The organism is Klebsiella sp. PCX (genome assembly GCF_021869705.1).
Lineage (GTDB): Bacteria > Pseudomonadota > Gammaproteobacteria > Enterobacterales > Enterobacteriaceae > Klebsiella > Klebsiella quasipneumoniae.
Map to the genome: position 1 here is coordinate 1,432,343 of NZ_CP091527.1, position 13,222 is coordinate 1,445,564.

The window sequence follows — 13,222 nt, forward strand, 5'->3', positions numbered from 1 at the left end:
CAGGGAGAACCCGCTATCAGAAGTGGGTGTTGACGCTCAGGTACCAGGTGCGGCCCGATTCGTTGTAGGTCTCGGCGCCGGCGCCGTACATCGTGCCGGTGGCACCCCCGGTGGTCTGGGCGTTGCCCGCGCGCCAGTGGCGCTTGTCGAAGACGTTATCCACGCCGCCGGTCAGACTAACGTATTTGGTGACGTCCCAGGTCGCGCTCAGGCCGAGGATGCTGTAGGGGCTGACCTCGTTCTTCTCGCTGCCGGTAACCGGTTGACCCTTATAGTTGTACTTCTTCGGCTCCTGTTTGCCGTACCAGGTAAAGGTCGATTGCAGCGAAACGTCATCGCGTACCTGCCAGCTCAGCGTGGAGTTCAGCGTGTATTCCGGGATAATCGACAGCCGATCGCCGGTCTCTTTGTTCTTACTCTGCAGCATATAGGTGATGTTGTTGGTCCAGTTCACGGTCTCGCTCACCGGAACGTTCAACGTCCCTTCCAGGCCTTCCACCACCGCTTTCGGCACGTTTTCCCATTGGTAGAGGTCGGTGCCTTTATTATTTTGATAAACCGGGGCGTAGCCCGCTTCAATTTTGTTGCGATAGTCGTTGCGGAACCACGTGACGCCCGCCAGCCAGCCGTCGCGTTTAAACTCAAGGCCAATCTCTTTGTTGATGCTGGTCTCGGCTTTTAAATCTTCATTCCCCTGCAGATAGCAGCCGTCTTGACTGGCGTAGCAGCCCTGGCCTTTGCTGTAGAGAATGTAGTTCGGGTTGGTCTGATACAGGCTCGGCGCTTTATAGGCGCGGGCGATGCCCATCTTCAGCGTGAAGTCGTCCCACAGCCCTTGGGACAGGTTAAGGGACGGACTCCAGTTGTTGCCGACGATGCTGTGGTGATCGAAACGCAGCGCCGGGGTCAGCATGGTGGTGTCGGTCAGCTCCATGTTGTTCTCAGCGAACAGGGAGAAGATCTCCGCCTGCGAGTACGGGCTGCGGCCGGTGCTGTCGTAGCCCGGAATTTCTCCTCCCGACAGCGCCTGGGTATTGGAGGCATTATCCTTCATCCGCTGCTGGTTCCACTCGCTGCCCAGCGTCAGGTTCTGATTAACCAGATAGTCGAACGGGATGCTGACTTCGCTGTGCAGCATCACATCCGCCAGATCGATATCCGTGAACTGGTTGCTGTTAAAGATCCCCTCGGTGCCCCCGGCCAGACCTTCGCCTTTGCGCGAGTTGCGGGTGCGTTCGTACTGCGCCCAGTTGCTGGTGGTCACCCCGTTGTCCCAGGCGCCGTTCCAGGTGACCGAGTAGGTATTGCGGTACAGACGGTTGGTCTCTTTGCCGTAGTTCTCTTTTACCAGGTCGTTGGAGTTGGTGTTCTGGGTGTCGCCAGCGTAGAGGTTGCCCTGGCGGCTGTAGCCGGCCTCAAACTCCAGCGCATGCATCGGGGCGAATTCCCAGCGCACCAGGCCATCGATATTTTTATTTTTTACCCCTTCGCGCCCGGCCGGCAGGGTGTCGGCATAGATCCCGGTGCGTTCGGACTGATGGCCCTGGTTGATGTCCCAGGCGTCGGCCTGGGTTTTGTCGAGGTTACCGAACAGGCGGAAGCTGAAATCGCCGCCCAGCGGGCCGCTGAGGCTGAAGTTGGTGCGCTTGGTGGAGCCTTCGTCTTTGTGCTCCGGGGCGTTCATATAGGTGTTCCAGGAGCCGTGCCACTCATCGCCGGTTTTTTTGGTGATGATATTCACCACGCCGCCGGCGGCGCCGTTACCGTAGCGGGCGGCGGCCGGGCCGCGAATCACTTCGATGCGTTCGATCATCTCCGGCGGCACCCAGCTGGTGTCACCCCGGGTGTCGCGCTCGCCGCGCCAGCCGAGGCGCACGGAGTTGCGGCTGGTGACCGGCTTGCCATCGACCAGGATCAGGGTGTTTTCCGGGCCCATGCCGCGGATATCAATCTGGCGGTTATTCCCGCGCTGGCCGCTGGTGGAGTTGCCGGTCAGGTTGACCCCCGGCATGGTGCGAATGATCTCCGAGACGTCGCGCGCCGGCGGACGTTTGCGGATCTCATCGGCGGTGATGGTGGAGACGCCCGGCGCCTGCAGGTTCTGCTCGGCGGCGGTGACCACCATGGTCTCTTCCGCGGCGCTGTTTTTATCGTCGGTGGCGGTTTCCGCTGCGCTTAACGGAAAAGCAACCCCGTAAATTCCCAGATTGACCAGCAAGGCCAGGGATTTGATCCTGTTATTCATTGTTATTCCTGCTTTTTTGTCGCCACGTTCCCCAAACGCCCCTTCCCACCGGGAGGGGAGGCGGCATAAATGTTGCCGGAAGAGGGCAAAGGCACTCCGTCGCTAGCTGAATAAGCTCTCTTCGACATGTGTTGTGAAAGACGCGCTTCCCACGGCGCGCTAATACGCTATTGCAAATGCAAATAGTTATCAATAATATTATCAATAAAGAATGACAATTAATTAAAAAAGTCACGCGATACATAGGGTTAATGACTGAATGTTAACGACAGGAAGCGAGGAGTGGTGGCGAACCCTGCAGGGTCCGCAGTCCCGGGCGGTGGATGACGCCATCGAGGTGACGTTCTGGTGGCGGGATCCGGCAGGGGATGAAACGCGTTCTCCGCGCCGTCGGGTATGGCTCTATATCACCGGCGTGACCGACCACCATCAGAATGCGCGGCCGCAATCGCTGCAACGTCTGCCCGGGACCGACGCCTGGTGCTGGCGAACCACGCTGTCGCCGACCTGGCGCGGCAGCTACTGCTTTATTCCCTCCGACCGTGACGATGATTTTTCCCCTGAGGTGTTCAGCGCTGATAAGCCGGACCGCGCGCTGCTGCGCGAAGGCTGGCGCAAACTGCTGCCGCGGGCGATAGCCGATCCGCTGAACCCGCACAGCTGGCGGGGTGGACGCGGCCATGGGGTCTCGGCTCTGGAGATGCCGCAGGCGCCGGCGCAGCCCGGCTGGGACCAGCTTAATGGAGCGCATCCTCCCGCCCATTGCCTTGAGTGGCGCAGCGCGCGTCTGGGCAACCATCGCCGGGTCTGGATCTACACCCCCGGCGAGGCTGTCGATCCGCAAACACGGCCGCTGGCGATCCTGCTTGACGGCCAGTTCTGGGCCGAAAGCATGCCGGTGTGGTCGCCGCTGGCCGCGCTGACCCGCGAGGGGAGGCTGCCGCCGGCGGTCTACCTGCTGATCGACGCGATCGACAACCAGCGCCGCGGGGTTGAGCTGCCCTGTCATCGCGATTTCTGGCTGGCGGTGCAGGAGGAGCTCCTGCCGCTGGTCCGCGGTCACGTCCCGTTCAGCGACCGCCCGGAGCGGACGGTGGTGGCCGGGCAAAGCTTCGGCGGCCTGGCGGCAATGTTCGCCGCCCTCAACTGGCCGCAGCGCTTTGGCTGCGTGCTCAGCCAGTCAGGCTCCTACTGGTGGCCGCATCGCGATGGCAGCGGGACGGGCTTCATCGGCGAACGTTTGCGCCAGGGCGAGGCGTCCGCGACCGGGCTGCGCATCTGGCTGGAGGCGGGCCAGCGAGAACCGATTATTTTCCGCGCTAACCAGGCGCTGTTGGGGCAACTCACCCCAACGCAGCAGACAATTTTCTGGCGTCAGGTTGACGGCGGGCATGATGCGCTCTGCTGGCGCGGCGGGCTGACGGCGGGGCTTATCCAGCTCTGGCAGCCTCTGCTGTCGCCCCCTTAGCACAGCGCTTTACGACAGGAGTTTGATATGCAATTCAGTAACCCCTTCGACAATCCGCAAGGGCAGTTTTACATTCTGCGCAATGACCAGCGGCAGTTCAGCCTGTGGCCTGGGCACTGCGCGCTGCCTGCCGGCTGGACGGTGGTATGCCCTCCGCAGTCGGTCGAGGCGTGCAACGCGTGGCTGGCGGCCAACTGGCCGACACTGACCCCCGCTCATCATGCGGCATAAGGAGCTGACCATGACCACTCGTTTACCGCTGGTTGCCGCGCAGCCGGGGATCTGGATGGCCGAGCGCCTTTCCACTCTGCCTGGCGCCTGGAGCGTGGCCCACTATGTTGAACTGCGCGGCGCGCTCGACCCGGCGCTGCTGGGTAAGGCGATTGTCGCCGGTCTGCAGCAGGCGGACACCCTCAGCCTGCGCTTTGAGGAACAGGAGGGGGAAGTCTGGCAGTGGGTAGCGGCGGAGCGCACCTTTGCCGAACCGCCCATCATTGACCTGCGTACGACGCCGGATCCGCATCGTGCCGCCACGGAGCGGATGCAGGCAGATCTGGCGCAGGATCTGCGCGTCGACGGCGGTAACCCGCTGGTGTGCCATCAGCTGCTGCGCGTCGGCGACGACCGCTGGTACTGGTATCAGCGTTATCACCATTTGCTGGTGGATGGCTTTAGCTTCCCGGCGATAACCCGGCAGATCGCCGCCATCTACCGCGCCTGGCAGCGCGGGGAAGCCACTCCTGAGTCGCCTTTCACCTCCTTCGCCGAAGTGGTGGACGAGTACCAGCGCTACGCCGGCAGCGAGGCCTGGCAGCGGGATAAAGCCTTCTGGCAGGCCCAGCGCCAGGCGTTACCGGCTCCTGCCTCACTCTCTGCCGCGCCGCTGGGCGGACGCGCCGCCGGGAGCGATATCTGGCGGATGAAGCTGGAGATGAACGCCGACGCCTTCCGCCGCCTGGCCGGCCAGGCGCCGCACTGTCAGCCCGCTGACCTGGCGCTGGCGCTCACCACGCTGTGGCTGGGCCGCCTGTGCAACCGGATGGACTACGCGGCGGGCTTTATCTTTATGCGCCGGATGGGATCAGCCGCGCTGACCTCGACGGGGCCGGTGCTCAATGTCCTGCCTCTGGCGGTGCATATTGACGCCCAGGAGACGCTGGCGGACCTGGCGATGCGCCTCGCCGCGCAGCTGAAAAAGATGCGCCGCCATCAGCGCTATGACGCCGAGCAGATCGTCCGCGACAGCGGCAAAGCGGCAGGGGACGAACCGCTGTTTGGCCCGGTACTGAACGTCAAAGTCTTTGATTACCAACTGGATATCGACGGCGTCGAGGCGGTGACCCACACCCTCGCCACCGGCCCGGTCAACGATCTCGAGCTGGCGCTGTTCCCGGATGAGACCGGCGGGCTGTCGCTGGAGATCCTCGCCAACAAGGCCCGGTACGATGAAGCCGAGCTGCGTCGCCACATGGCGCGACTGACCGCGCTGCTGGCGCAGTTTGCCGCCGATCCGACGCTGCGCTGCGGCGAAGCGGAGATGCTCTCCGCCGACGAGCAGGCCCGGCTGGCGGCGGTTAACGATACCGCTATGCCGCTGCGCGCCACCACCCTCAGCGCGCTGGTGGCCGACCAGGCGCGGAAGACTCCTGATGCCCCAGCGCTGGCGGATGCAAACTGGCAGTTCAGCTATCGTGAGATGCGTCAGCAGGTGGTGGCGCTCGCGCAGCTGCTGCGTCAACGCGGCGTGAAGCCAGGCGACAGCGTGGCGGTGGCCCTGCCGCGCTCGGTGTTCCTGACCCTGGCGCTGCACGGCATTGTCGAAGCGGGGGCCGCCTGGCTGCCGCTGGACACCGGCTACCCGGACGACCGTCTGCGGATGATGCTGGAAGACGCCCGGCCGTCGCTGCTGATCGCCTCGGAGGATCAGCTGGCCCGCTTCAACGATATCCCCGGGCTGGAGAGCCTCTGCTACCAGCAGCCGCTGGCCGTTGCGGATGACGCGCCGCTGGCGCTGTCAAAACCGGACCATACCGCCTACATCATCTTTACCTCGGGCTCCACCGGGCGGCCGAAAGGGGTGATGGTCGGCCAGACCGCCATCGTCAACCGCCTGCTGTGGATGCAGGATCGCTATCCGTTATCTGCCGACGACGTGGTGGCGCAGAAAACGCCGTGCAGTTTTGACGTTTCGGTGTGGGAGTTCTGGTGGCCGTTTATCACCGGCGCGCAGCTGGTGATGGCCGAGCCGGAGGCGCACCGCGACCCGCAGGCGATGCAGCAGTTCTTCGCCCACTACGGCGTGACCACTACCCACTTTGTGCCGTCGATGCTGGCGGCGTTTGTCGCCTCGCTGGATGCCGACAGCGTCGCCGCCTGCCGCACGCTGCGGCGGGTATTCTGCAGCGGCGAAGCGCTGCCGACGGAATTGTGCCGCGAGTGGGAGCGCTTGACCGGCGCGCCGCTGCATAACCTGTACGGCCCGACGGAAGCGGCGGTGGACGTCAGCTGGTATCCGGCCTGCGGGCCTGAGCTGGCGGCGGTGACCGGCAGCAGCGTGCCGATTGGCTGGCCGGTATGGAACACCGGGCTGCGCATTCTGGATGCCGCGATGCGCCCGGTGCCGCCGGGGGTGGCGGGGGATCTTTATCTCACCGGCATTCAGCTGGCGCAGGGCTATCTGGGGCGCCCGGACCTCACCGCCAGCCGCTTTATCGCCGACCCGTTTGCCCCCGGCGAGCGGATGTATCGGACCGGCGACGTGGCGCGCTGGCTGGCGAACGGCGCGGTGGAGTATCTTGGCCGCAGCGACGATCAGCTGAAGATCCGCGGGCAGCGCATCGAGCTTGGCGAGATTGACCGGGCGATGTCGGCCCTGCCGGACGTGGCGCAGGCGGTGAGTCACGCCTGCGTCTTCAACCAGGCGGCGGCGACCGGCGGCGATGCCCGGCAGCTGGTGGGCTATCTGGTCTCTGACTCCGGCCTGCCGCTGGATACCGCGGCGCTGAAAGCGCGGCTGGCGGAACAGCTGCCGCCGCATATGGTGCCGGTGGTGCTGATGCAGCTCGCTGACCTACCGCTCAGCGCTAATGGCAAACTGGATCGCAAAGCGCTGCCGCTGCCGACCCTCGGCGGCGAGCGCAGCGGCCGGCCGCCGGAGCCCGGCATGGAAACTCTTGTCGCCGCCGCCTTCAGTCAGCTGCTGGGCTGCGAGGTGAATGATATCGACGCTGATTTCTTTGCCCTCGGCGGCCATTCGCTGCTGGCGATGCGCCTGGCGGCACAGCTTAGCCGCCAGCTGGCGCGACAGGTGACCCCGGGGCAGGTGATGGTGGCCTCGACGGTGGGCAAACTGAGCGCGCTGCTGGCGGCCGATCTCAGCGATGAGCAGGCTCAGCGCCTGGGACTGGATACGCTTCTGCCGCTGCGCGAGAGCGACGGTCCGACGCTGTTCTGCTTCCATCCTGCCTCCGGCTTCGCCTGGCAGTTCAGCGTGCTGGCGCGCTATCTCAGCCCGCGCTGGTCAATTACCGGTATTCAGTCGCCGCGCCCGCAGGGGCCGATGGCCAGCGCCGCCAGCCTCGACGAGGTCTGCGAGCATCATCTGCAAACGCTGTTGGCGCAGCAGCCGCACGGCCCTTATTACCTGTTCGGGTATTCGCTGGGCGGCACCTTAGCCCAGGGCATTGCCGCCCGCTTGCGCCAGCGCGGCGAAGCGGTGGCCTTCCTCGGCCTGCTGGATACCTGGCCGCCGGAGACGCAAAACTGGGCGGAGAAAGAGGCTAACGGGCTGGATCCGGCTGTGCTGGCGGAGATTGCCCGCGAGCGCGAAGCGTTTCTTGCCGCCCAGCAGGGGCAAGCCTCCGGCGAGCTGTTCAGCGCCATCGAAGCCAACTATGCCGATGCGGTACGGCTGTTAACCACCGCGCACAGCGCGAAGTTTGACGGCAAGGCGACGCTGTTCGTGGCGGAGAAGACGCGGCAGGCGGGGATGGATCCGCAGGTCGTATGGGGCCCATGGGTGGGCGAGCTGGAGGTGTTCAGCCAGAACTGCGCCCACGTCGACATTATCTCCCCGCAGGCCTTTGAAGCCATCGGCCCGGTGGTCAAGGAGATTCTGGGATAACGGTTGAGTTCGGGCTACAGCAGGTAGCCCGGCTCAGGGTAGCGCAAGCCGGGGAAAGGGAGAATTACCGGCGGCCCAGCGGCACCACCAGCGGCGTATGCGCCACCGGATCCTCAATGATCGTGCAGCGCAGGCCGTAAATCCGTTCAATCAGTTCCGCCGTGACGATTTCCTTCGGCGCCCCCTCGGCGACGATCTTGCCGTCGCGCAGGGCGATCAGGTGGGTAGCGTAGCGGCAGGCCTGGTTAAGATCGTGCAGCACCGCCGCCAGGGTATAGCCCTTCTCGCGATTCAGCTCGCTCAACAGCTCCAGCAGGTCGATCTGATGGCTGATGTCCAGCCAGGTGGTCGGCTCATCCAGCAGCATAATCTCTGTCTCCTGGGCCAGCACCATCGCAATCCACGCCCGCTGGCGCTGGCCGCCGGAGAGCGTATCGACGCTCTGCAGCGCCAGGTCGCTGATTCCGGTCGCCCGCATCGCGTTGTTTACCGCCGCTTCATCTTCTTTGCGCCAACGGGTGAACAGCGGCTGGTGCGGGTAGCGCCCGCGGGCCACCAGCTCCTGCACCGTGATATCGCCAGGAGTGGTGGCATTCTGCGCCAGCAGTCCGATGCGGCGGGCAACCTCTTTCGTGGCATATTGCTGGATCTGCGCGCCGTCGAGCCAGACATGGCCGCTGGCCGGCGCCATCAGGCGGCTGAGGGTGCGCAGCAGCGTCGATTTGCCGCAGCCGTTGGGGCCGATAATGGCGGTGAAGTGGCCGTCAGGGATGGTCACGTTCAGCGACTCGGCGATAGTCTTGTTCCCGTAGGCCAGGGTTAACTGCTCGCCGCGCAAACGGGAGGGGACAGCACTCATTTTTTGCGGGACTCCTGAATCAACAAAGCAATAAGGTAAATACCGCCGAGGCTGACGGTTAGCACGCCCACCGGCAGTTGCCAGGGCATAAACAGCCGCTGGGCGCCGTAATCGGCCAGCGCCAGCAGCAGCGCGCCGCACAGGGCAGACTGGGTTAATCCCCAGCGGGCCGTGCCGCTCAGGCGGCGGGCGATATGCGGCGCCACCAGCGCGATAAATGAGATTGGCCCGGCCAGCGCCGTCGAGGCGGCGGTGAGCACCACTGCCACCAGCATCAGCAGCAGGCGCGAGCGTTCGACCTGCACCCCCAGCGCGCAGGCGGTATCGTCGCCCATCTCCAGCAGCCGCATCCGGCGAACCAGCAGGGCGCTGCCCACCAGCATCAACAGGATCAGCGGCGCTGACGGCCAGGTTTTACCCCACGTCAGGCCGTTAAGCGATCCGGCGTTCCACAGGCCCGCAGAAAGGGCGGTCTCCAGCGAGGCGCGCAGCAGCAGCCAGGTGTTGAATGCCACCAGCATGGCGCGCACGCCGATGCCGATAATGATCAGGCGGAAGGTCTCGATCCCGTTGCGCCAGGCCAGCAGCCAGACCACCAGCGAGGTCAGCACCCCGCCGGCCATCGCCGCCAGGGCGATCGCCGTCAGGTTCTGGCCGAAGAGCACCATCGCCACCAGCACGCCGCTCCAGGCGCCGGTGTTAAAGCCCATCACGTCCGGGCTGCCGAGCGGGTTACGGGTCAGCGACTGGAAAATGGCGCCGCTGACGCCGAGCGCGGCGCCGATGAGCAGCGCCATTAACACCCGCGGCAGCCGCCATTCGTTTACCACCATCGTGACGTTGCGCGGCGCGTCGCCGAACAGCGCCGAGAACACCTGGTCAATCGTTAGCGGCACCGGGCCTTGCGCCAGCCCGAGCAGGGAAATCAGCAGGCTGGCGGCCATCAGCAGCAGACAGCTGGCTATCAGGCGGCGGGACGGGGCAATCACAGGCCACCTCCCCGCGGCTGGCGGCGCACCAGCCAGATCAGCACCGGCGCGCCGAGAAAGGCGCTCACCACCGATACCCGCAGTTCGCCGGGCACCAGCAGGCGGCCAATCACGTCGGCAAACAGCAGCAGCGCCGGGGTGGCGAGCAGGGTGACCGGCAGCGACCAGCGATGATCGGCCCCCACCAGCCAGCGCGCCATATGCGGCATCATCAGACCGATAAAGGCGATAGGGCCGACGACGGCGGTGGCGCTGCCGCACAGGACGGTGATAACGATCAGGCCGATCAACTGGGTGCGGGCGACGCGGCTGCCGAGGGCGGTGGCGGTATCGTTGCCGAGGCTCAGGCTGTTAAGCGCCCGGCTCAGCAGCAGGGCGGCGATCCCCGCCACCACCACCGGCAGCAGGACAATTTTCAGCGTCTGCAGGGTGCGGATATCCAGCGAACCGGCCTGCCAGAAGCGCAGCTGATCGTAGACGTCGGGGTTGAGCAGGGCGATGCCGTTGGACAGCCCTTCCAGCACCGCCGCAAGGGCGACCCCGGCAAGGGTGAGGCGCACCGGGCTCAGCTGGCCGCCGCCCTGGCTGCCGGTGAAGGCCACCAGCAGCGAGGCACAGAGCGCGCCGCAAAACGCCAGCAGCAGCTGCTCCTGTGGAGAGGTGATCCCGAACAGCGCCGCGCCGAGGACGATGGCGAAGCTGGCGCCGGAGTTGACCCCCAGCAGGCCGGGGTCGGCCAGCGGGTTACGGGTGAGCGTCTGCATCAGCGCGCCGGCGAGACCGAGGGCGATGCCCGCCAGCAGACCGGCCAGGGTGCGCGGCAGGCGCGCATCCAGCACGATGGTGCAGTCGGCGCTTTGACAGGTTCCGCTAAAGGCGGTGAATACCGTGCCGATCGGCAATGATTTGGCGCCGATCGTCAGGCTAAGCGCGGCGGCTAAGGCGAGTAGTAGCAACAATCCGGGCACGGCGACAGAGCGTACCGCGGTCGTAGAAAACGACATAACTGACATCCCTGATATGATAATGATAGTAATTATCGTTATCGATTTTATTCAGCTATGGTAGCATGACCCACAGGAAAAAGGGTATTAAAAATAACGACAAGGCGCTGTAATGAACCGACAATCCTGGCTGCTTAACCTCAGCCTGCTGAAAACTCACCCGGCGTTTCGCGCCGTTTTTATCGCTCGCTTTATCTCTATTCTGTCGCTTGGTCTGCTGGGCGTGGCCATCCCGGTGCAGATCCAGATGATGACCCATTCGACCTGGCAGGTCGGGTTGTCGGTGACCTTGACCGGCGCGTCGATGTTTATTGGCCTGATGGTGGGGGGCGTACTGGCTGACCGCTATGAGCGCAAACGCCTGATCCTGCTGGCGCGCGGCACCTGCGGCGTGGGCTTTGTCGGCCTGTGTCTGAACGCCCTGCTGCCGGAGCCGTCGCTGGCGGCGATTTATCTGCTGGGGATCTGGGACGGTTTCTTCGCCTCTTTAGGCGTGACCGCGCTGCTGGCGGCGACCCCGGCACTGGTGGGGCGGGAAAATCTGATGCAGGCCGGGGCCATCACTATGCTGACGGTGCGCCTGGGCTCGGTGATTTCGCCCATGATCGGCGGCCTGCTGCTGGCCTCCGGCGGCGTGGCGTGGAACTTCGGCCTGGCGGCGGCGGGGACGTTTATCACCACCTTAACCCTGCTGCGTCTGCCGCAGCTGCCGCCGCCTCCGCAGCCGCGTGAGCATCCGCTGCGTGCCCTGCTGGCGGGGCTGACCTTCCTCTGTCAGAGCCCGCTTATCGGCGGGATTGCGCTGCTCGGCGGCCTGCTGACCATGGCCAGCGCGGTGCGGGTGCTCTATCCGGCGCTGGCCGGGAGCTGGCAGATGTCGGCCGGACAGATTGGCCTGCTGTACGCCGCGATTCCGCTCGGCGCGGCGCTGGGGGCGTTGACCAGCGGCCAGCTGGCCCAGACCGTGCGGCCGGGCGCGCTGATGCTGGCGACGACGGTGTGCTCCTTTGTCGCCATTGCGCTGTTCAGCCTGATGCCGCACTGGGCGTTGGGCGCGCTGTGCCTGGCGCTGTTTGGCTGGCTGAGCGCTATTAGCTCGCTGCTGCAGTACACCCTGATCCAGACTCAGACGCCGGAACATATGCTCGGGCGGATTAACGGTCTGTGGACCGCCCAGAACGTTACCGGCGACGCCATCGGCGCGGCGCTGCTCGGCGGGTTAGGGGCGGTGATGACGCCGGTCGCTTCCGCCAGCGCCAGCGGCTGGGCGCTGGCCCTCGTCGGCGTGCTGCTGGTGGGGCTGCTACGCGAGCTGCGCCGCTTCCAGCGCCCGGAAATCGTCAAAGAAAGTTAAGTAGGGGGCGATTGCCCGGTGGCGGCTGCGCCTTACCGGGCCTGGGGGTGCGGGCATTGTAGGCCGGGCAAGCGCAGCGCCGCCCGGCAAAGCGTTCGGGCTGGGTTCCCGTCCTGATGGCACAGCCCGCGCTAGCCGAACAGGCTGGAGAGACGCTGGAGCACCAGCAGGGCGCTGTAGTAGTCAAGACGGAAGGTCTCGGTGCCCAGCGGGTAGACGCGTTTCCCTTCGACCGCCGGGAGATGCGCCAGCAGCGGGTTGGCGTAGATGGCATCGACATCTTTCTGGTCGCCAGCGAACAGGAACAGGCTCTGGCCGTTCAGTCCGGCCGCCAGGTTCTCCCCGCCCAGCTGCACGATATCGTGGCGTTTGCCCTGGCTGTGGCTGGCGGGCAGGCCGCCTGGCAGCGTCGCCAGACTAAAGCCCAACTGCTGGAGCATCTGCCCCTGGGCCGATTCCGGCGTCCAGATATTGGCGCTGTGCGCGGCCGCGGTATAGACGAGGGCGGTGACCGGCTGCGGCGGTAGCTTCATTTTTTCTTTTAACGAAACGAGCTGTTTATTGAAGTCGGCGATGCGCGCGCTGGCCTGCTGCTCATGGCCGGTGATCTGCCCCAGCTGGGTGAGCAGCGTTTGCCAGCTTTTATCGTCATAGTTGATGACCAGCGTTGGGGCGATCGTTTTGAGCTGATCGTACAGCGGCAGGGCGGAGTCGCCGCCGGTGGCGCTCACCAGGATCAGATCCGGCATCTGGGCGGCCACCGCTTCCGCGCTCGGTTCGCCGATATACAACCGCGCCAGCTTGCGGGCTTTGGCGACCTCGCTCCACTGGCGCAGAAAGCCCTGGCTATCGGCCACGCGGTTGTTCGGGGTGGTGGCGCCGCTGGCGACCACCGGCGCGTCGATCGCCAGCAGCGAGCCGGTGAGGGTCACGCTGGTGGAGACAATGCGCAACGGCTGGCTCGGCAGGGTGTGTGTCCCGTAGCTGTCGGTGACCTGGCGCGGCCAGTCCGCCGCCTGGGCTGAGGTAATTCCTAAAAACAACAGCATGCCGGTCAGCGCACCGCGGCGGCAAAAAGAAGAGAAGTTCACGTCATCGCATCCTGATTCGAAGGGTAATAAATGCGTCTCATTTTCAACTTTGCGTTGACAGGATGCAAGCCAAAGTGGCGGCGCGATGA

The 13,222-nt window shown here is 65.0% G+C and carries 9 protein-coding genes; 4 read left to right on the forward strand and 5 right to left on the reverse strand.

Annotated features, from left to right (window positions below; genetic code table 11):
* Positions 1-16 precede the first annotated feature (16 nt).
* Entirely contained in the window at positions 17-2,245 is a 2,229-nt protein-coding gene (gene fepA, locus GQR96_RS06665; RefSeq protein ID WP_236948501.1) for a siderophore enterobactin receptor FepA, read from the reverse strand.
* 259 nt (positions 2,246-2,504) lie between these two features.
* Between fepA and fes the strand changes: the two genes are divergently transcribed.
* The 3 genes from fes to entF are packed head-to-tail and all read left to right on the forward strand — an operon-like array spanning position 2,505 to position 7,836.
* A complete protein-coding gene (gene fes, locus GQR96_RS06670) occupies positions 2,505-3,713 on the forward strand; it encodes an enterochelin esterase (protein ID WP_065905008.1) in 1,209 nt (402 codons plus the stop codon).
* A 27-nt stretch (positions 3,714-3,740) separates the two neighbouring features.
* On the forward strand, positions 3,741-3,944 hold the full coding sequence (locus tag GQR96_RS06675; RefSeq protein WP_032455062.1) for an MbtH family protein: 204 nt from the start codon (positions 3,741-3,743) through the stop codon (positions 3,942-3,944).
* Positions 3,945-3,954: 10 nt separating this feature from the next.
* On the forward strand, positions 3,955-7,836 hold the full coding sequence (gene entF / locus GQR96_RS06680; protein ID WP_065905006.1) for an enterobactin non-ribosomal peptide synthetase EntF: 3,882 nt from the start codon (positions 3,955-3,957) through the stop codon (positions 7,834-7,836).
* A 64-nt stretch (positions 7,837-7,900) separates the two neighbouring features.
* Here entF and fepC read toward each other — a convergent pair whose 3' ends face one another.
* Genes fepC through fepD form a run of 3 tightly spaced genes read right to left on the reverse strand, consistent with a single transcriptional unit; the run spans position 7,901 to position 10,688 of the window.
* A complete protein-coding gene (gene fepC / locus GQR96_RS06685; protein ID WP_065878914.1) occupies positions 7,901-8,695 on the reverse strand; it encodes an iron-enterobactin ABC transporter ATP-binding protein in 795 nt (264 codons plus the stop codon).
* A complete protein-coding gene (gene fepG, locus GQR96_RS06690) occupies positions 8,692-9,684 on the reverse strand; it encodes an iron-enterobactin ABC transporter permease (protein ID WP_049004480.1) in 993 nt (330 codons plus the stop codon). The genes fepC and fepG overlap by 4 nt, the downstream gene beginning before the upstream one ends.
* The gene (fepD, locus tag GQR96_RS06695) at positions 9,681-10,688 is read right to left on the reverse strand and encodes a Fe(3+)-siderophore ABC transporter permease (RefSeq protein ID WP_004885733.1); all 1,008 of its coding nucleotides are present in this window, start codon (positions 10,686-10,688) and stop codon (positions 9,681-9,683) included. The genes fepG and fepD overlap by 4 nt, the downstream gene beginning before the upstream one ends.
* A 112-nt stretch (positions 10,689-10,800) precedes the next feature.
* Between fepD and entS the strand changes: the two genes are divergently transcribed.
* Complete coding sequence (gene entS, locus GQR96_RS06700) at positions 10,801-12,042, forward strand: enterobactin transporter EntS (protein WP_017899055.1); 1,242 nt, start codon at positions 10,801-10,803, stop codon at positions 12,040-12,042.
* A 131-nt stretch (positions 12,043-12,173) separates the two neighbouring features.
* On the opposite strand, the gene fepB is transcribed toward entS, so the two are convergent.
* Positions 12,174-13,091, reverse strand: a complete 918-nt coding sequence (gene fepB / locus GQR96_RS06705; RefSeq protein ID WP_153650209.1) for a Fe2+-enterobactin ABC transporter substrate-binding protein — start codon at positions 13,089-13,091, stop codon at positions 12,174-12,176.
* Positions 13,092-13,222 lie beyond the last annotated feature (131 nt).